This is a genomic window from Pedobacter sp. PF22-3, assembly GCF_026239555.1.
In the GTDB taxonomy this organism is placed as follows: domain Bacteria; phylum Bacteroidota; class Bacteroidia; order Sphingobacteriales; family Sphingobacteriaceae; genus Pedobacter.
On record NZ_JAPIVP010000006.1, the window covers coordinates 175748 to 195327 of the forward strand.

17 protein-coding genes are annotated in these 19580 nt (G+C 40.4%); 11 read left to right on the forward strand and 6 right to left on the reverse strand.

Annotated elements, in window-relative coordinates; genetic code table 11:
- The 3 genes from OQX63_RS10320 (at position 1) to OQX63_RS10330 (ending at position 3697) form a co-directional block, all read left to right on the forward strand.
- Complete coding sequence (locus OQX63_RS10320; protein ID WP_265850791.1) at positions 1-1113, forward strand: IPT/TIG domain-containing protein; 1113 nt, start codon at positions 1-3, stop codon at positions 1111-1113.
- 278 nt (positions 1114-1391) lie between these two features.
- Positions 1392-1940, forward strand: a complete 549-nt coding sequence (locus OQX63_RS10325) for a carbohydrate binding domain-containing protein (protein WP_265850792.1) — start codon at positions 1392-1394, stop codon at positions 1938-1940.
- A 41-nt stretch (positions 1941-1981) separates the two neighbouring features.
- Complete coding sequence (locus OQX63_RS10330; RefSeq protein WP_265850793.1) at positions 1982-3697, forward strand: glycoside hydrolase family 9 protein; 1716 nt, start codon at positions 1982-1984, stop codon at positions 3695-3697.
- Between the two features lie 175 nt (positions 3698-3872).
- Here OQX63_RS10330 and OQX63_RS10335 read toward each other — a convergent pair whose 3' ends face one another.
- The 3 genes from OQX63_RS10335 to OQX63_RS10345 all read right to left on the reverse strand — a co-directional run bounded on the left by OQX63_RS10335 (position 3873) and on the right by OQX63_RS10345 (position 8931).
- Positions 3873-5924, reverse strand: coding sequence for an ATP-binding protein (locus tag OQX63_RS10335; RefSeq protein ID WP_265850794.1), 2052 nt, complete (start codon positions 5922-5924; stop codon positions 3873-3875).
- Between the two features lie 322 nt (positions 5925-6246).
- A complete protein-coding gene (locus OQX63_RS10340) occupies positions 6247-7596 on the reverse strand; it encodes a paraquat-inducible protein A (protein ID WP_265850795.1) in 1350 nt (449 codons plus the stop codon).
- 12 nt (positions 7597-7608) lie between these two features.
- Entirely contained in the window at positions 7609-8931 is a 1323-nt protein-coding gene (locus OQX63_RS10345; RefSeq protein WP_265850796.1) for a paraquat-inducible protein A, read from the reverse strand.
- Between the two features lie 126 nt (positions 8932-9057).
- On the opposite strand from OQX63_RS10345, the gene OQX63_RS10350 reads away from it, so the two are divergent.
- The 4 genes from OQX63_RS10350 (at position 9058) to OQX63_RS10365 (ending at position 12641) form a co-directional block, all read left to right on the forward strand.
- Complete coding sequence (locus OQX63_RS10350) at positions 9058-9171, forward strand: ATP-binding protein (protein ID WP_265850797.1); 114 nt, start codon at positions 9058-9060, stop codon at positions 9169-9171.
- 528 nt (positions 9172-9699) lie between these two features.
- A complete protein-coding gene (locus OQX63_RS10355) occupies positions 9700-11253 on the forward strand; it encodes a PAS domain-containing protein (RefSeq protein ID WP_265850798.1) in 1554 nt (517 codons plus the stop codon).
- Positions 11246-11608, forward strand: coding sequence for a response regulator (locus OQX63_RS10360; protein ID WP_265850799.1), 363 nt, complete (start codon positions 11246-11248; stop codon positions 11606-11608). Before OQX63_RS10355 ends, OQX63_RS10360 begins: the two co-directional genes overlap by 8 nt.
- A 424-nt stretch (positions 11609-12032) precedes the next feature.
- A complete protein-coding gene (locus OQX63_RS10365) occupies positions 12033-12641 on the forward strand; it encodes a hypothetical protein (RefSeq protein ID WP_265850800.1) in 609 nt (202 codons plus the stop codon).
- On the opposite strand, the gene OQX63_RS10370 is transcribed toward OQX63_RS10365, so the two are convergent.
- Positions 12638-13111, reverse strand: coding sequence for an ankyrin repeat domain-containing protein (locus OQX63_RS10370; protein WP_265850801.1), 474 nt, complete (start codon positions 13109-13111; stop codon positions 12638-12640). The genes OQX63_RS10365 and OQX63_RS10370 overlap by 4 nt on opposite strands.
- 255 nt (positions 13112-13366) lie before the next feature.
- Positions 13367-13924, reverse strand: coding sequence for a ferritin-like domain-containing protein (locus OQX63_RS10375; protein WP_265850802.1), 558 nt, complete (start codon positions 13922-13924; stop codon positions 13367-13369).
- Positions 13925-14279: 355 nt separating this feature from the next.
- Here OQX63_RS10375 and OQX63_RS10380 point away from each other — a divergent pair, with 355 nt between their 5' ends.
- The 4 genes from OQX63_RS10380 to OQX63_RS10395 all read left to right on the forward strand — a co-directional run bounded on the left by OQX63_RS10380 (position 14280) and on the right by OQX63_RS10395 (position 18281).
- Positions 14280-14834 carry a ferritin-like domain-containing protein gene (locus OQX63_RS10380; protein WP_265850803.1) on the forward strand — a complete coding sequence of 185 codons (555 nt, stop codon included), beginning with the start codon at positions 14280-14282 and terminating at the stop codon, positions 14832-14834.
- A 15-nt stretch (positions 14835-14849) separates the two neighbouring features.
- Entirely contained in the window at positions 14850-17042 is a 2193-nt protein-coding gene (locus OQX63_RS10385; protein WP_265850804.1) for a catalase, read from the forward strand.
- Positions 17043-17245: 203 nt separating this feature from the next.
- Complete coding sequence (locus OQX63_RS10390) at positions 17246-17437, forward strand: hypothetical protein (protein WP_265850805.1); 192 nt, start codon at positions 17246-17248, stop codon at positions 17435-17437.
- A gap of 49 nt (positions 17438-17486) precedes the next feature.
- A complete protein-coding gene (locus tag OQX63_RS10395; protein WP_265850806.1) occupies positions 17487-18281 on the forward strand; it encodes an SDR family NAD(P)-dependent oxidoreductase in 795 nt (264 codons plus the stop codon).
- 211 nt (positions 18282-18492) lie between these two features.
- Here the strand turns inward: OQX63_RS10395 and OQX63_RS10400 are convergent, their stop codons facing one another.
- Positions 18493-19500 (reverse strand): SDR family oxidoreductase, encoded by a 1008-nt coding sequence (locus tag OQX63_RS10400; protein ID WP_322974364.1) that lies wholly within the window; start codon positions 19498-19500, stop codon positions 18493-18495.
- Positions 19501-19580: the final 80 nt, after the last annotated feature.

A 19580-nucleotide genomic window follows, 5' to 3' on the forward strand; every position in this document is an offset into this window, starting at 1 on the left:
ATGAAAACGTTATATAAAAATATTATAGCCCTTTATCTGATTGGCATATTTTGCATGCTGATCTTTGCCACCTCTTGCAAAAAGGAAAAAGAAGGACAGGGCGCACCAAGTATTACCCGGGTTCGTACATTAGTTAGGCCAGGAGATACTAAAGTTACGCCACTAGATTCAACAGTTACTGCTGGCGATGTTGGTGTAACTTATGTTATTGAAGGGGTAAATTTGAAGTCAACTAACAAAGTAGAATTCAATGGGGCATCAGCTTATCTTAATACTGCACTTTTTAGTGATAACAGCATTATCGTGATGATCCCGACAACCGCTACCTGGATCAATCAAACAGGAAAATTAACATTGACCAATTCATATGGTAGTACTTCCTTTAACTTTAGCATTAAACAACCTGCTCCTGCAATTAGTGATCTGAGTCAGTTTACTGGTAACCCTGGTGATGTAGTTACCATTACCGGCTTACGTTTTGATCAGGTATCAAGCGTTAAATTCGGTACAACAGAAGCTAATGTAGTCTCTTCAACGAGCACTGAACTGAAGGTAACTGTTCCAACAGGTGCGCTGGGTGCAGTAAGTGTTACCACTCCAGGTGGTACGGGTACTGGTCCATATGTATCTTATGATGGCGTTGTGGTTCCGATACTGTTGCCATTTGGATTCAGGCATTTATTTTATGATGATCAGATAACAGCGGGTTACGATTTCAATTTTGGAGGTGCTAATGCAGATGTGAATAATACCGAGATAGTAAAACGCGGTAACCATTCAATCAAACTTACCTATACTGGAAATTATGCAGGATATGCCGTTGGCAGTAACACGCCTGTTGATTTAAGTGATAAAACCTATGTTAAGTTTTCTATTTATGGTACAACAGGTACTGAAGGTAAAGTGGTAAAGGTTGCATTAGGTGATTTTGACAACCGTAATGTAAGTGTTGTACTGCATGCAGGCAAGTGGACAAACTATGTGGTTCCAATAGATCGTTTTCAGAACGCTAGTCAGCCGGGCAAACCTACAAGTTTAAACTGGATCGGTTTTCAGGAGTTGAGTGGCAACGCTCCAGAAACGATTTACATTGATGATATTGGGGTGTATTAATTTTAATTAAAGCAAATATTTCCGTTTAGTGAGATTGTATTATAAATAAAGTTGTTCTAACTTTTATTAAAGTCCAGAAAACCTTTATGTTGATATAATATATGCTAAATATCGTCATTGCGAGGCACGAAGCAATCTTTTTCGCCAGTAAATCGCTGCCATAAAGATTACTTCGTCGGCTGAAAAAGCCTTCTCGCAATGACGATCTTACTACGAAAATCCATACTGCAAATACGCTCCAGACTCCCTCCAGATTTGTAATTTTAAAATCATTGATAATGAAATTGATAAAATATATCCTTGCCGGCATCATCATGCTGGTAGCTGGTTCTACTGTTTTTGCACAAAAAAACCTGGTGCTTAACGGTGGTTTTGAAAATGAGTTAGAAGGCTGGGTTGATTATTCGGCAAAAGTAACGCCATACATGTATAGTGCCGGGAAAATGAGCGCCGCGCTATTTTCTTCAGATTCTTCTAAATGGATGGGTATGCATCAGGTTGTTTCTTTACCAAAAAATACCCAATACATGCTGATGAGCGCTAAAATTAAGGCAGATGGTGTGAGTACCGGAAAAAACGCCTGGAATGGTGCATTATTTCTTTTCGAAATGCTTAATAAACAGGAAGCTAAAATAGGCGAGGGAATCAACATTGCTTCAGTTACCGGAGATGAAGATTGGAAGTTATATGAAAAAGCCTACATCATTCCACCAGGTGTTACGAAAATTAAATTTTTATTTGCATTGGGCTATGTTACGGGCACCATGTTCGTAGATGAGGTGAGTTTGAAAGTGCTCACTCAATCTGAGTTTGAAAAATATTTATGATGAATGGCATGGTATATAGGTTTTTTTTAATCGGGTTATTGTTGCTTACAACTGTGGTAAATGCGCAGCAAATGGCAGCTCCGGAGATTGTGCTGAACCAGTGTGGTTATTATCCAAAGCTAGAAAAAAGTGCAGTTTTACTCCATCCGGTTTCAGAAAGTAAGTTCGAATTGTTATCTATGCCAGGGCGAAAGGCAGTGTACACAGGCGTACTATCGGAGCCAAAAACTACCGGCTATTCAAAAATTACAACGAGAATAGCAGATTTTAGTACTTTCGATCAACCAGGCGAATATATCATCCGAGTTGCTGGAGTTCCTGATTCTCCTGTTTTTAAGATTGCAGATGGTGTGCACCAAGATTTAGCATTGGCCGCATTAAAAGCATTTTATTACCAGCGTGCTTCATTTACGCTGGATGTGAACTATGCAGGGAAATGGAATCGTGCTGCCGAGCATCCTGATACATCGGTTTATATTCATCCATCGGCGGCTTCTAAAAACCGTAAGGTTGATAGTAAGATTAACGTTTCTGGCGGATGGTACGATGCCGGAGACTACAATAAATATGTGGTGAATAGTGGTATCTCTACCTCAACCTTACTTTCTGCTTATGAAGATTTTTCTGAATATTTCCTTGGCCAGGAGGTGCATATCCCACATGCAAAAAACAAAGTTCCGGATGTTTTAACAGAGGCGGTTTATAATTTGCGATGGATGCTTAAAATGCAGGATCCTGGCGATGGCGGAGTTTATCATAAATGTACAAACCTGGATTTCGACGGTATGGTAATGCCAGATAAAGCCTTATCAAAACGTTACGTGGTGGCGAAAGGTACTGCAGCTACACTTAATTTAGCGGCTGTTGCCGCACAGGCTTATCGCATTTTTAAACATTTTCCAGAACAATATCCCGGATTGGCAGATAGTTGCCTGTTAGCATCCAGGAATGCCTGGCGTTGGGCGTTAAATAATCCAAACGTTGCTTACGATCAGGATGTACTCAACAAAACGTACGACCTTAAAGTAACCACAGGAGCTTACGGAGATAAGGACTTTGAAGATGAATGGATCTGGGCTTCGGCAGAACTTTTGGCATCAACAGGAGAACAAGCATATTTTGATGCTTTTTTTTCCCGTTTAAATGCGCCGGTAAGCTTGCCTAGTTGGAGTAATGTGGGCATACTCGGGTATTATACGTTGATTAGATGCGAGGGGCAGCTTCCTGAGCATTACAAAAGTGTAACCAGTATTTTGAAGAAGAAAATACTTACACTTGCTGATCGCTACTTAGCTGCCTTTAAAACAGGCCCATATCATACCGTGATCGGCGCCTCGATTTACGACTTTGCATGGGGAAGTAATTCATCAGCGATGAATCAAAGCATATTACTAATTAATGCTTATTTATTTTCCAAAAAGGATGCTTATCTCGATGCTGCGGTGAGTAACCTGGATTACGTTTTGGGTAAAAATGCCACCGGTTATTCTTTTGTAACAGGTATTGGTTACAAATCACCGCTGCACCCACATCATCGCTTATCTTTCGCAGATGGTATTGTTGAACCTATTCCAGGCTTGCTGGTTGGTGGGCCGAACCGGGAGAAACAAGATGGATTAAAATATGAGTCCGAGCCGGAATTATCATACCTGGATGATGTAAAATCTTATGCAAGTAATGAAATTGCCATCAATTGGAATGCCCCGTTGGTTTATGTAGCGAACGCAATGGAGTATCTTGAAAAGGGAAAAAAATAGGGATTAAATGGCTGCCTTAGATAGACCCCAATAGAATAATCGTCATCACGACCAGAGCAACGCGGAGTGGAGAGATCTTTGGACTATATAAAAAGATTTCTCCACTGCGGTTGAAATGACTTACCTTAATCTGTCGGCGATTTGGTAATTTTTGACCAGATGAGTTTTTAATGCATTAGCCTATAGTACCAAGCGGAATACTGAATGAAAATGTACTGCCTTTCCCAAATTCACTTTCTACCCATATCTTACCCTGATGGCGGGTTACAATTTCAGCACAGAGATATAAACCTATTCCGAAACCAGCTATGGTACTGTCATTTTCAACCCTGTAATACCGATCGAAAAGTTTTTGTTGATGCTCGGGCTTAATGCCAATGCCTTTATCAATAATACTAATAGTAATATGGCTTTGATCAACTACGTATTGTATGTTAACCTCGCTTCCTAAATCAGAATATTTAATGGCATTACCAATCAGGTTTTGGAGTACCTGGTTTAATTTATTGCGGTCGGCATAAACCATTACCTCATCGGCGAGGCGGAGTTTTACATCATAACCTTTGGTTAACGTCAAGGTTTCCTCACAAATCTCTTTTAATAAGCCTGTAATTTCAAATTGTTGTTTGTGAATAGCTATTTTACCTGATTCCAAACGGGAAACATTTAAAAAACCATCGATCATTCGGGTCATCCGCTTCACCTGGTTTAGCGATTTATCAATTGTGGCAAGCATCCTGTCCTCACTTTGCAAACGGGCATGATGTTGCAAAAGTTGGAGGTAACCATTTATCGAGGTAAGCGGTGTTTTTAGCTCATGGCTCGCCATACCAATAAAATCATTTTTGCGCTGTTCATCTTCTTTTTGCTCAGTAATATCCAGCACCGAACCTATAAATCGCAGCGGTTTATCGTTGGCATCAAAATAAACCTGTCCTTTGGCTCTGATCCATCTCAGGCGTTTATCTTCAGACCCAATAGTTCTATATTTTACATCATAAATGCCATTACTGGCCTGTTTGTCGAAAACGTAAGCTAAAACCGCATTTATCCGATCTAAATCTTCCGGATGAAGGTTCTGTAAAAAATCCCGCTCGAAATCAACTTCGTTTGAATGGCTTATCCCGAATAACAGCCTGCACCGATCATCCCATTGTAAATGGCCAGTAACCATATCCATATCAAAAGTGCCTAGTTGAGCGGCTTCTTTCGATAACCTGATCTGTTCATAAGCCTTTAGAAGTTTTTCTTTTGAAGTAACATGCTCGGTAATGTCGGTGGCTGTTTGCATCAACCCAATTACCTTTCCATTTATTTTCAAAGGGGTATAGGTCAGGTCGTAATAGCCTAATGTTGGTTCGCCATTTTTGATCAGTGATATGCCAACACCGGGCACATGATGCGTGAGCCCCGAACGGTAGGCGTAAAACAGTTCATCTGTTACGGGTTGTCCAACCAATTCGGGAATAGCCTCAAACCAGGGCTTTCCCAAAACGGAGCTATCTCTACCAATTAAATGGAGCATGGCATTATTAATCACATCAAACACCATGTCTTCACCCTTAGTAATCAACATAGGAACAGGAGAGGATCGAACCATATTTTTAAACCATTCACGGCTTGCTTCCAGTTGTGTCCAGGTTTCTCCCAAAGTTTGCTGTTTCCCTTCCGCTTTGCTCTTTTGAACATCATCTTGAGCAATGGGTAAAGGCTCATATTTTATCTCCAGGCTTTCTTCTGTAACTTGTACATATTCTATAGTAGGCTGCTTTACCGTATGTTCCATTGCTGACGGCATTTCTTTCTCAATCTCCTGGTATGCTACGTTTGGGCTAGTAACAGATGCATCCTGTTCCCCTGGCGGCATCGCTTTACCAATTAACCAAATGGCAATTTTAAGTTTACCCGTTGCCTCAACTAATCTACTGGCAAAATAACTATAATTTGAAAATGGGGCTATGCTGCTTTCTAAATCAGGAATCTGTACGGGTATGGTATCATGGTTTGAAGTATTTTTCAACTGCAGCAAGAAATCAGAGGTGGCTGAAAATAGGCTTTGGCCAAAAATGTCATGAAAATTCAGTTTCAAAATTTCGTCCAGACTTTGATTTATTACAGCTAAAAACCGGGCATTTGCATATTCCAATTGCAGTGAATCGGGATCAATAACGAAGATCGGTATCGGCGCAAGTGAAATAAAATCGGAAGTGTTGGTTGTAGCTAGCATTGATTATATCCCGTTAAATACAAAAGTAATAATTTTGATGAGTTACCAGTTTACCAGAGTTACAAGATTTTTTAAATCTTTAGCGCCTATTTAAAAAATTAATAAAATTATCAAGTATGTCATTCTGAGCAGAGTCGAAGACCATTTCAACACCTTAATAAAGCAATCCATTACACTCAGCGCGATAGCAAAAGCGATGTAATATTTACTATAAAATTTAAAAAGGCTATTAATTGTTTGTTTTAGCTTTAAGTGAATAATAGCGTTACCAATAAAAGATATTGCTGTAATTGGTTAGCCAGCAATTTACAATTAATTAATGCTAATTACAGGGACCATTTTGCTCATCCATGCGTTTTAAAATAGAAGATAAAATAATATTATATACCACATAAGCTACAAATACAAAGAAGCCAAGCTGTAGCGCAGAATTATTTACCGTTACTACTTTAAGTGCCTCGGTATCGATATTAAGCCCCGATAGCTGGCTTTTTAAGATCCCGTTAAGACCAATATAGGTCATGGCTATCCCAACTACCATCACATCGGCCATGTCCCACTTGCTTAGGTCAAAGGCTAGAAAACGGATAAATTTCGAATTTCCCAACAATGTACTGCATGATACGAGCAGTCCCCGGGCAATAAGACGTAATAAAGGCAGTATTACCACAAAGAGCATTAGCAGTATGCCTACCAATACGGCATCTGGTTTAGGCTGTTCTACCAGGGTGCCAATAATACCCAATATACTTTGGCTTTGAAAAAAGAGTACCTGATTGGTAAAAACAAGTTTTTCCCCAAGCAAGGCAAATTCAAGTGTCTTAATTCGGGCATCTACCTCAATAATAGGAGAAGATACACCTACTGCAAGTAAAATAAAGGCAAAAAGTAATGAAATCACAAAAAGTGTCACCTCACTATCTACCCGCTTACGCAATAATAGCCAGAGCATTAAGGCAATAAGGATACAGGCAGTCATCCCAATGGCATATTGGTAGCTTAAAGCCTTAATCCGTTCGAGCTTTGAATTTATAACCTTTTCAAAAGCATTTGCATTGTCTACTTTGTACTTTTGAAAAATGCTATGCTCTACTGATGAAATGGTCTCATTGCTTCGGTCATAAGTCTGCGCTTCCAGTTCATCAAGTTTTCCAGTAGCTACAGATTTTAACTTTTTTAGGCTTTTAGGACTGGTTATTTTGGTAACAATGGTACGGGAGAAAGATGGCACCAATGCATGGATTTCTTTTACATCTACAAATGTATTGAAAGCAAGTTTTTTGAGTTTTGCACCAAGTCCTTTCTGAGGCCTTGTTACTTCAGCCACAGCTTTGTTGACCATACCGTGCAACTGTTTTTCAACCTCTTGTTGCATATCCACTTTTTGGCTTTTGGTGAGGTTAAATCCCTTTACCTTTCGATCAACCACAGCTGATATTTTATCTCCCCAGCGGTCTACCGAAAATATACCAAAAGTAATGTTGTTAGAAAGGCTATAATCTTCCTTAATATGCTTCTGCTCATAAGCAAGTTTACGGAAATGGTATCCACAATAGGCTGCAGCCACTAATAGTAGTGAAAGCGCAGCAATCAGGATAAAAGATGCTGATCTGGATTGTTTTGGCTTAACCCTGTTGTTTGTACTGGTGTTATCTTTTTGCAATTCGCTCATTCATTTTCGGATTTAATGCACCTCGTGCGGAGTAATAGATTTAAGGATAGTCGAAAGAATCAATCCATAAAGTACAAAACAGATAAAAATAATGTAGCCCGGTTGCAGGGCAGTGTTATTGGTCGTGAGGATCGTAAGCGAATCATTATTGATGTTCAATGCGCGCAACTGATTTTCAAGAAGTCCGTTAAGGCCAATGTATGCCATTAAAATGGCGATTACAATTACATCAGCCATACTCCATTTACCCGATTGAAAAGCAAAATACCGAATGATGCCATTTTCTGCCCACTTTTTGCCACCCAGCAGATGAATACCGGTTGAAGTTAACTTAACTACAGGAAACAGGATACTGAAAGCCAGAATCAGTACACCAACCAGCACTGAATCTATCGCCGATTGGCTGATCAATACCCGAACAACATCCATGATACTCTTGCTCTGGAAAAAAAGTACCTGATCGTTAAAAACCACGTGTTCTCCAAGCAAAACAAAATCTAAAGATCTGATTCTGGCGTCTACTTCGATCATAGATGCAGTTAGGCCCACAGCTAAGAGGATGAAGGCGAAAAGGAGCGACATGATGAAAAGCGTGGTGTGCAGATCAGTACGTTTGCGCAATAGCCACCATAAGGCCAGTACAACAATTACGCAGCTTAACATGCCAAAACAGTAGTAATAGGTTTGTTGCCGAATGCTGCTTAATGAACCTGTTAGCTTTTGGTTTAACTGTTGATTGTTCGATACACCATAACGATTGTAAATTTTTTTCATTATGGCATTATTGGCAACAAATGCCGTATCCTGACTTTCCTCTTTGGCTATCTCATTAAATTCGCCTAAGGCCATTTTGCCCAGTTGCTTTTTATTTTTAGGATTATCTATTTCAGCAATTATTTTTCTGGCAAAGGTGGGCACTTCAGCGCGGATACTATCTGAATTAACAAAATTTTTGATGGCAAACTTTTGAATCTTCCCACTGATGGTTTTTTTTGGTTTGTTTACCAGGGCTTCTGCCTTATCAATAAGTGCTAACAACACCTGTTCCACTTCACCCTGCAGTACCTTTTTTTGTTTGCGGGTTATTTTGAGCCCCGAAACCTGGTGGTGAACAATGTCTGCAACTTTGTCTTTCCATTGTTGTACAGAAAAAAGCCCATAAGTGATGTTGTTTACCCTGGAATAATCGTGTTTAATCTGTTCCTGTTTTTCCGATAATTCATGGAGCCTTAAACCAAAGAAGCCTTCGGCAACAAGCAGTATGCCCAATGCAAGGATCAGCAAAATCCGGTAAATAAGTTTTCCTGATGCAGGTTTGTTGATTATTTTTTCCAATCTGTGCGTTATAATAGTGTTTGTATCTCCGCAAACGGGAGTATTTGCAGATAAACATCTATTTTTGGAAAATGTTTTAGCTCCCCTTAAGGACAGAATAAAAAGATTATTTATTGAGCTAACTCCATGGTTTTCAGTTCTGGAGCAGATAAGTTAAAAGAAGACCAGGCCCACGTTTTTAAGCGGTTTTACCGTACCAAATCGGCAAATAAAGGCTTCAGAGGATTTGGTGTTGGATGATATCTTTGCTCGGAAATTGTAAACTACCGTGGTGAAATCATTGGTATAGGGAGCGAAGCTATGGCAGGATCTATCTGTTACTTGCCGGTAAATGATAAGGTAAATTTTCAGGTGGATTTTGCCTAAGTCGGCATTAATAAAAAAAAGCTGCCGGATTTACCGGCAGCCCGATCGATTTCAACTAACCGATTATATAGTTTTTTAAGTAGATGTGGCATTGTAACAGCTGTAGTTTCAGAATTGTTTTAAAAAAGCTATTTTAGTAAAATATTATAAAACAATCAGGTTTCAGTTTGCTGCAAAGCGAAGATACCGGTTGAGGATGAAATACTTTGATCTGTCTATTTTTTAATCCCTCAACAGTTGTCTATGCTTTGCCCATATTACCGCATTGTAGTTATAAATAAAAAAAAACAAAAGATCTTTTAAGGGGTTATATGATGGATTTTATTCATTTAAACTAAATTAGAGATGATCAAATCACTATTTAAAATATAAGTCAGCTACTCAAAATATTATACTGATCAATTGGAAACATCTAACAATCGAAAATTCGAACTTACAGGAAATGCAGGCGCATCTAATTTTCAACTGATGACCATGGCATTGGATGCCTCTATTTCTGGCATCATCATTACCGATCATACTCAACCCGATAATCCAATTATCTATTGTAATAAGGCCTTTGAAGATATTACCGGATATTCCAGAAAGGAAATTATTGGCCACAATTGCAGATTTCTGCAAGCGCAAGACAGGAACCAAAAAGAGCGGGCAATTTTAGCCAAATGTATTACTGAGGGTGAAGAATGCCGGGTAGAAATCAGAAACTATAAAAAAAATGGTGACCTCTTCTGGAACGAACTCTATATGTCGCCGGTTAAAAATGCGGATGGCGAAATCACCCATTTTATTGGTGTTCAAAATGATGTAACCTCCAGAAAGAGTGTGGAACAGGACCTGCGTCAACAAAAGTTGGTGATGGAAAAGCGGATAAAGGAGCGTACAAAAGAACTTCGGGAAAGCGAAGCGTTCCTATCCAGTATTATTGAAACGGTACGCGAAGGACTTCTAGTGCTAGATCCTGATTTCAATGTGTTGAGTGCTAACTATCATTTTTTAAGGACTTTTAAGGTAAGTAAGGAAGAAACAGTAGGCCGTCAATTATATGATTTGGGTAACCATCAATGGGATATTCCAAAGCTGCGAGATTTACTTGTTAAAATCCTGCCGACCAATAATCCTGTTGTAGATTTTGAGGTTGAACATGATTTTCCACACATCGGAAAGAAACTGATGCTTCTAAATGCATACCGGGTAGAGTTTGAGGGACAATTTAAAGACCAGATTCTACTCGCTATAGAAGATATTACCGAAAAGCGCGAGGTGGAGACCAGAAAGGATGATTTTTTATCCATTGCCAGTCACGAACTCCGCACACCGCTAACCACTATAAAAGGTTATGTGCAGCTGTTAGAACGTGCCATGCCAGAAAATGCGAGCGAGAAATTTTTGTCTACTTTTGGTAAAGTGTCTGTATATGTAGAAAGATTGAACTCGTTAATTAGTGAATTGCTTGATGTTTCACGCATCCAAAGTGGTAACATGGAATTGCATATGACGAAGTTTGATTTTGATGTGATGATTTCCGAAGCGGTAGAGGGCATGCGTGCTACGGTTCCTGGTCACCAAATTATATTGAGTGGACAAACTGGAGCAAACGTAATGGCCGATGAATCACACATCGCCCAGGTAGTGAGTAACCTGTTATCAAATGCAATTAAATATGCTCCTGATTCTGATAAAATTGAAGTGAATATCGCCAACGTAAGTGATTATGTAAAGGTATCAGTAAAGGATTTTGGTTTGGGAATGAGTGCTGAAGACAGGAAAAAAGTTTTTGAACGGTTTTATCGGGGAGTAGAAATCCAGAAGAAATTCCCAGGTATGGGGATAGGTCTGTATATCTGCGACCAGATTATTAAAAATCACAATGGTACCCTCTGGGTAGAAAGCGAAATAGGCAAAGGTTCTATATTTAGTTTTACTTTACCGAAGGCAGGAAAGGAAACGAATGGATAATAAGAAAATCATGATCTGCGATGATGACGAAGGGATTATTGATGTATTGGAAATGATTTTGAATGATGTGGGACATACGGTGATTTCGGTAAATGACAGTTTAAAAGTACAGGCAGCTATTGATAAGGAGGAGCCAGATTTATTGATCCTTGATTTGTGGATGCCGAGGCTTTCAGGGCAGGAAGTGCTGAGGCAGTTAAGAAACCATTCGGCCCATAATAAGCTAAAGGTTATTGTAATTTCAGCCAGCAGGGATGGAGAACAGATTGCTAATGATGCAGGAGCAAATCAATTTATAGCCAAACCTTTCGATTTGAACAATATCTTAGATTCGGTTAATGCATTGCTTAATTAAAGGAGATTAATACATATATCTAGTTGCATCTATTCTTGTATTAACAATTAATGGATGGTAGATTATTCAAGCAAAACTTTTTCTTATTCCCTTGACTAGATCAATTCGTCATGCTGAATTTATTTCAGCATCTTTGACATAACAGACCCTGAAATAAATCCGATAGCTATCGGATCAGGGCGACGTACGTTTTAAGTTAAAGTTGATTAGAGCTAGCAAAAAGTAAAATTAACATCCCTTCACCTTAAAGGTTATACTTAACATTTAAAGCAACTCCTTACATCATTTTCTAAAGTTCAATCGCGTTAAAAGCTGTATAACCTTATTTCAATAAATTTGATGTTGTTTTTTTTAAAAGATTTCATCCTGTTTGATAAATAACGAAACTAAGCGGAGAGACACATGGTTTTATAGAAAAAAGACTATGGAAAAATTAACGAAGGATTTGGTTCCCCAACAGCTTGTTGGAAGCCAGATGGATGCAGTTGAAGAACGTAAATTAAGCAGCTTTATTCAGGCTCAGGAATTTTTCGCAGCAGCTGAAAAAAGGTTGCTTGCGGTGAATGAATGGGGCAAAATCTCCGGACTATCAGACTTTAAAATTTTTTCGCCTGATGGGAAAGAAGCGCTGCGATCGGCTCAAAAAGGGGACTTTATCAGAATAGATATCCCAGGACCCGGTCCATTATCTGGTGATGGTTTTGATTGGGTGCTGGTTGAAGAAATTAAAAGAGTGCATGAAGGTAATTATGAAATGATCAGCATGTGTGTACGTCCTTGTTCTTCGCCTTTAAATGAGGATAAAGAGGTTGCTCATTTTTTAAAAGACCATGCTACTTCTACCTTTATTATACGCAGGGATCGGATTACGGTACGGGCAGAAGAACATGGCAGGAATGAGCAGGCAAATGTTAATGATGGAAATTTGATTGATAGGACACGAAACATGATTGTTGGCGTTAGTGCAAAGCTGGGCTTATCCTATCCGCAATGGAAAATGCTGGTAAAAGGACTGCTTGATGGCAGACCTTAAGGTTGTAATAGGGCAAGTCCTTCTTCATTGCCTTGCATGGCTGCAAGTTCTGCAGCTCGCTGTCCACGCATATCGGTGATAGAACTATCTGCACCATTTTCAAGTAAGAGTTTCAGCAGATCGTTCCTGCCGAACATGGCTGCAAACATTAAGGCGGTTCCACCGTTTCCATGCTGAAGATCTAATTTTGCACCATTGGCTATCAGTAGTTCTGCAATGGGCAGGTAACCTTTAAAGCAAACCCCCATCAATGCCGTATTGCCGCCATAGTCGGCAGCATCTATATCCGCACCTGCTGCTAAGAGTATTTCTACACATGATAAACGGTTATTGTAACAGGCGATAATTAATGGCGTATATCCCTTTTCATCCCTGAAATTTACATCGGCACCCCTGCTGATCAGTTCATTTAATACTTCAGTTTCGCCCTGTCTGGCTGCGGGGATTATCAATAGATCTAAATTTTCCATGTAAATATAACTGTGGTGGTAGCGAAAAGGTTTTCATTTTGTCATTCTGAATGCAATGAAAAATCTTTCTTTTTTTGGTCGTAATTTCAACGATGATTTCAATTAGTGTTTTAGTTGCACATTAGGTAATTCTGCTGAATTATCTTTTTGCAAAAAAAAAAACCTGAAATCAATCCGGTAGCTATCGGATCAGGGTGACGATCAAGGAAATAAAATAGGATAACAAAAAAGGCTCCGAAGAGCCTTTTAAATTGTTTATTCTGCTACAGCTTCCGCATTAACTGCGTTAACCGCTATTTCTGTTAGGGCTACATCTGTTGCCTTTTCATTTTCAAGGGTTTGTGAAAGGAGTTCAGCTACATCATTGTGGCCAATATTCTCTGCAAATACCTTTAATGTTCCATAGGTTGCAATTTCATAATGCTCAACTTTTTGAGCAGCAAGGATCAGTCCGGCATCACGGATCATGGTACCTTTATCAGTATCAGCAATAATTCCGTTAGCTTCTTCCAGTAAACCAGCCATGGCATCACATTTTTTTGCAGCTGCTTTTTCACCTAAAAGGCTAAATACTTCTTCAAGGGTGCTGATATGTTGCTCTGTTTCCTGCGTATGCTTTTCAAAAGCGGCTGCAAGTTCAGGGCTTGTGGCCGCTTTCTTCATTTTCGGAAGCGCTTTCACAAGATGTTTTTCAGCCCAATAAATATCTTTTAATTCATCTACAAAAAAATCGTGAAATTCTGAATGCTCAATTTTTCCTGTTTTTCCTGTAGGCTTTGCGGTTTTTTTCGCCGCCGTTTTTGTAGTTGCCATAATAATGTTCTTAGTAGATTCTTTATTTTAGAACAGGGTAAAATCAAGAATGGTTTTGGGTTTTTTCCCCGCACCTGTTATTTGATGCTTAGCGCAGTTATTATGATTGCTTTCCGGCCGAAAGATGGTTGTCCGAAAATTTTAATCAGAAACTGGTCACCTAACAAAAATTTTAATGAAGTTCAGCATCTCTGTGCGTGAGGTTATTTCCTCTTTGTCGATTAAGGTTGCACGGAATAGCTATCCTTTAATAAACACGTATTAAAACAAGGATAAATTACCGAAACTATATGGCGAAATATAGGGTTCTAATAGATGATGGTTAACAAAGAAACATCCTTAAACAAAACATACCATGAAAAAACAAGACAGCGGCAGTAATCCAAAACTTAGCGCTAAAACCACGGTAGCGGCTTCTCCGGCCTTAAAAGAACTCTTTAAAGATGGAATCTGTGATCTTTACTGGGCAGAGAATCATTTGGTTAAAAATTTGCCTAAAATGATTGCGAGTGCAACAGCACCAGCATTAAAAAGCGCAATCGAATCTCATCTTACCGAAACCAAAGGACATGTAGCCAGGCTTGAACAAGTATTTGAGCTGCTTGGCGAAAAACCCATAGCAAAAAAATGCGATGCCATGGAAGGATTGAGTAAAGAGGGTGAAAGTATTATTGAGGAAACAGAAGCCGGAACAGCAACACGTGATGTGGGCATCATACTCGCCAGTCAAAAGGTTGAACATTATGAAATTGCTTCTTATGGTGGACTTTTCCATTTGGCTACAACATTGGGTTTAACAGAAATTGCAGATTTGCTTGAACAAACCCTTGCGGAAGAAAAACTTGCTGATACCAAGCTGACCGATATTGCTGAAAGTGAAATTAATTATGAAGCCGCCGAAGAGGCTTAGAAAAGGAGAAAGAAAATGGCAAAAAAAACAATGGTAAAAGATACCGGTCCGATAAAACAGGACAATGATAAAACCGCTAAACTGGAGGCCTTTGTTGCAGATGCTACCGGTGAAAAACTGACAACCGATCATGGTGTTAGAATAAACGATGATCAGAATTCACTTAAAGCCGGCGATCGCGGTGCAACCTTATTAGAAGATTTTATACTAAGGGAAAAAATTACCCATTTCGACCATGAGCGGATTCCCGAACGCGTTGTGCATGCCAGGGGATCTGGAGCGCATGGGGTATTTAAGGTATACGAAGATATGTCTGACCTCACCAGGGCAGCTTTCCTTTGCGATCCGGGCCAGGAAACGCCTGTTTTCGTTCGTTTTTCAACGGTAGCAGGATCAAGAGGTTCTACCGATCTTGCCCGCGATGTTCGAGGTTTTGCGGTAAAATTTTACACTCAGGAAGGTAATTTTGACCTTGTAGGTAATAATATGCCAGTGTTTTTTATCCAGGATGCAGTTAAATTTCCTGATCTGGTACATGCAGTAAAGCCGGAGCCAGATAATGAAATGCCTCAGGCTGCATCGGCACACGATACTTTTTGGGATTTTATTTCCTTTATGCCCGAATCTGCACATATGATTATGTGGGTGATGAGCGACAGGGCCCTTCCAAGAAGTTACCGCATGATGGAAGGTTTTGGCGTGCATACTTTCCGTTTTGTTAATGCAGCTGGCGTGTCCAGTTTTGTGAAATTTCACTGGAAACCATTATTAGGCGTACATTCTGTTGCCTGGGATGAAGCACAGAATATTTCCGGAAAAGATCCCGATTTTCATAGAAGGGATCTTTGGGATGCAATAGAAGCTGGGGCTTTCCCCGAGTGGGAACTCGGTGTTCAGATTGTAGCCGAAGAAGACGAATTTAAGTTTGGCTTCGATTTATTGGATCCGACTAAACTCATTCCCGAAGAGCTGGTTCCAGTGCAGCGCATTGGAAAAATGACTTTAAACCGCAATCCCGATAATTTTTTCGCCGAAACGGAACAGGTTGCTTTTCATGTGGGGCATGTTGTGCCAGGAATAGATTTTACCAATGACCCGCTTTTGCAGGGAAGGCTGTTTTCTTATACCGATACGCAGTTGATCAGGCTGGGCGGACCAAATTTTCATGAGATTCCGATTAACAGGCCGGTGGTGCCCGTACATAATAACCAGCGCGACGGTTATATGCGCCAAACCATCAACCGCGGCAAAACCAGTTATGGACCCAACGGAATCGCTGCAAACGATCCACAACAGGCCAAAGCAGCCGAGGGCGGTTTTGTAAGTTATAATGAACGAATTGATGCGAAGAAAATACGCGCAAGAAGTAGGAGCTTTTTCGATCACTTCTCGCAGGCCAGGTTATTCTTTAATAGTCAGTCTGAAGCCGAAAAAAACCACCTCATCGATGCATTAAGCTTTGAGTTGGGCAAGGTAAAAACGGTGGCCATAAGAGAGCGCATGCTGGGTTTGCTGAACCATGTTGATAAAGGCCTGGCGGCAGCTGTAGCTTATGCGCTTGGACTTCACGTTCCAACCGTTCCTTTAGCAGAACTTAATGGTAGTATCCCGGCTGATGCCGATCCTGCTGATTACACCCCAGAACAGAAAGAAGGTGAAGTTGCAAAATCTGAGGCTTTGAGCATGGCCGGCACGCCTAAAGATTCCATCGCGACCAGAAAAATCGCTATCCTTGCAGCAGATGGTGTGGATGGTAAATCCTTAAGTACCGTGAAAGATGCACTGGTTGGCCAGGGTGCAATTGTGCATATTATTGCACCAAGGCTGGGTACTATTCTTTCGCAGGATGATCAGCAGATCGATGTGGATGAAAGTTTCTTAACGGCGGCCTCTGTACTTTATGATGCCGTTTATCTTCCGGGAGGAACAAACAGTTCTGCAACGTTAAAAGCAGAAGCCAATGCGGTACATTTTCTGAACGAAGCTTTTAAACACTGTAAGGCAATAGCTGCCGATGCTACCGCCATACAAGTGCTGGAGGCTACCTATTTTTATAAAAAACTTCCTGATGAATATTCGCAGGAAACAGTGCTGCGTGAGGGCATAATCGTTTCAGACAATCTTTCTTCGTCAGTGGAACTGTTTATCAAAATGATTGCTCAGCACAGATTTTGGGATCGGGAAGTGCCAAGAAAAATCCCGGCATAGACCAATTAATTCTAACAGTATTCTTAACATCATTTCAACCAGGTTATCATTAGCCTGGTTGTTTTTTTTGAAATAAACCAAACTGCCAAAGGTTTTAACAGGTTTTATAATTACGGAGGCATTTTATTGGCGAAATATCATTTATTGCCAATAAGGGCAGATTCATCTGTCCGCAAATATCAATTAAAATAAGCTTAAAAATTATGGAAAACAAAAAAACAGATTCTGATGCACAGAACGAGGAGAAAGTAGGCGTTATCCCAGTCTCACAGTTAGAGGGAAGTGATGCTGATATGGATCAACAGGATAATGATGTCAATCAGAAAACAGCTAAACAAGCCACAAAATCTGATTCGGATGTTGACAAGCAGACCGGCAAAAGCAATGCCGACTAAGAAACCATCAATTAATGGTGGTTTACAATGAACCTGAAAAATATATGTTATGGAAAATACAAAACATTTTGCCCTGATTACCGGGGCAAGTAGCGGTATTGGTTATGAACTGGCAAAGCTTTTTGCAAAAGATCACTTTAATCTGGTTATTGTAGGCAGGGAAGAGGCCAGCCTGCAACGGGCTTCAGTTGTGCTTGAAGAACAGGGGGTTGAGGTAATCACAATTACCGCGGATCTTTTTGAACCTAACGCAGCTGTTGATCTGTATGAACAAATACAGGCAAAAAATATACAGATCGACGTGTTGGTTAATGATGCGGGGCAGGGAGTTTATGGCAAGTTTGTAGATACCGATCTGAGTAAGGAACTCAACATTATCCAACTCAACATTTCGGCTTTGGTAACCTTAACCAAATTTTATGTACGTGAGATGGTAGCCCGTGGAACTGGTAAGATCTTAAACGTTGCCTCTATCGCAGGAAAAGTTCCGGGACCTTATCAGGCAGTTTACCACGGAACAAAAGCATTTGTGCATTCATTTAATGAGGCTGTCCGTGCTGAAATTAAAGATACACCAGTTACCATCACCTCTTTATTGCCTGGTCCTACAGATACCGATTTTTTCAGGAAAGCGGATATGCTCGATTCTAAAGCGGTACAGGAAGGTGAACTTGCAGATCCTGTAGATGTGGCTAAAGATGGTTATGAAGCTATGATTGCCGGAAAGGATATGGTCATCTCTGGCTTAAAAAACAAATTGCAGGTAGCCCTAGGAAATATAATGCCTGACAGTATGCTTGCAGAACAGACAGGTAAGCAACAGGAACCGATGGATAAATCATAAACTTTATCCACCCGTAAATTATAAATCTTAACTAAATTGCTCCTTGAAAAAAGCAATGCGTATTGTCCGCCTGTGCGGACAGGTCTGTCTATATGGGTAGGGAGAGATCTTTTTATGTGTATAATAGATCTCTCCACTACAATCGAAATGATGATTCTATCTTAGGAATCATCACCAATATCGATAGTAATTGTCCATTAGTTAGCTGCTTTTAAGGCTGCCCATTCCCTCCGGCAGCACCATATATCTGCCCAGTAGAAAAACTAGCGTCATTTGCAGCAAGCTGAACATAAATGGATGCCAGTTCGGCAGGCTGTCCCGGTCTGCCCAAAGCCGTATCTTTACCAAATTCTTTAAGTTTCTCAGGCGTCGACCCACCTCCCATTTGTAAAGGTGTCCATATCGGTCCAGGGGCAACTCCGTTTACCCGAATGCCTTTAGGACCAAGTTGTTTGGCCAGTGATTTTACAAAATTGGTGGTAGCGGCTTTTGTTTGTGCGTAATCATAAAGATCAGGTGACGGATCTGTGGCCTGTACCGAAGTAGTTCCAATAATGGATGAGCCCGGTTTTAAATGTGGTAAGGCGGCTTTGATAATCCAAAAGGGCGCATATATATTCGTTTTTATGGTCCAGTCAAATTGCTCACTGGTTAAATCCGCAAGCGAAGGTGTGCTTTGCTGTCTTGCGGCATTACTAATCAAGATATCAAGTCCGCCCAACTGACTTACAGCAGTGTCAATCAGCTTTTTGCAAAAAGCTTCATCCCTGATATCTCCCGGAATTGCAACGGCTTTGCGGCCAGCTTTTTTAATCAGCTCAACAACTTCTTTAGCGTCTGGCTCCTCCTGCGGTAGATAATTAATGGCGACATCTGCACCCTCTCTGGCGTACGCAATAGCTGCGGCCCTTCCCATACCCGAATCGCCACCGGTAATCAGTGCTTTTCTGCCCATCAATCTCCCCGAACCCTTATAACTGGTTTCGCCGTGATCGGGCCTGGGTACCATTTTGCTGGCCAGTGCCGGCCAAGGCTGGTTTTGATGGTTAAAAGGTGGTCGAGGATACTTTGTTGTGGGATCCTCAAGCGCAGCAAGTGACGGGTAATAAGTTTTGTCTACCGTTGCCGCATTTAGTGTTGGTGCAATGGCCATACTGGCCAACCCGATACCGAGACCTCCTAGCGCCTCGCGTCGTGTAATATTTTTTTTCCCGTCCATAATGATGTTTTAATAGGTATAGATATAACCAGATAAAATTTTAGAAGGTTTGGCTTTTTTAAACTTTAATAAATGAGCTG

Coding starts and splice junctions, on each gene's coding strand:
- OQX63_RS10400 (WP_322974364.1), bottom strand. CDS start 19,500: ATGGACGGGAAAAAAAATATTACACGACGCGAGGCGCTAGGAGGTCTC.
- OQX63_RS10390 (WP_265850805.1), top strand. CDS start 17,246: ATGGAAAACAAAAAAACAGATTCTGATGCACAGAACGAGGAGAAAGTA.
- OQX63_RS10360 (WP_265850799.1), top strand. CDS start 11,246: ATGGATAATAAGAAAATCATGATCTGCGATGATGACGAAGGGATTATT.
- OQX63_RS10385 (WP_265850804.1), top strand. CDS start 14,850: ATGGCAAAAAAAACAATGGTAAAAGATACCGGTCCGATAAAACAGGAC.
- OQX63_RS10380 (WP_265850803.1), top strand. CDS start 14,280: ATGAAAAAACAAGACAGCGGCAGTAATCCAAAACTTAGCGCTAAAACC.
- OQX63_RS10350 (WP_265850797.1), top strand. CDS start 9,058: ATGGTTTTCAGTTCTGGAGCAGATAAGTTAAAAGAAGACCAGGCCCAC.
- OQX63_RS10370 (WP_265850801.1), bottom strand. CDS start 13,111: ATGGAAAATTTAGATCTATTGATAATCCCCGCAGCCAGACAGGGCGAA.
- OQX63_RS10335 (WP_265850794.1), bottom strand. CDS start 5,924: ATGCTAGCTACAACCAACACTTCCGATTTTATTTCACTTGCGCCGATA.
- OQX63_RS10340 (WP_265850795.1), bottom strand. CDS start 7,596: ATGAGCGAATTGCAAAAAGATAACACCAGTACAAACAACAGGGTTAAG.
- OQX63_RS10375 (WP_265850802.1), bottom strand. CDS start 13,924: ATGGCAACTACAAAAACGGCGGCGAAAAAAACCGCAAAGCCTACAGGA.
- OQX63_RS10395 (WP_265850806.1), top strand. CDS start 17,487: ATGGAAAATACAAAACATTTTGCCCTGATTACCGGGGCAAGTAGCGGT.
- OQX63_RS10320 (WP_265850791.1), top strand. CDS start 1: ATGAAAACGTTATATAAAAATATTATAGCCCTTTATCTGATTGGCATA.
- OQX63_RS10325 (WP_265850792.1), top strand. CDS start 1,392: ATGAAATTGATAAAATATATCCTTGCCGGCATCATCATGCTGGTAGCT.
- OQX63_RS10365 (WP_265850800.1), top strand. CDS start 12,033: ATGGAAAAATTAACGAAGGATTTGGTTCCCCAACAGCTTGTTGGAAGC.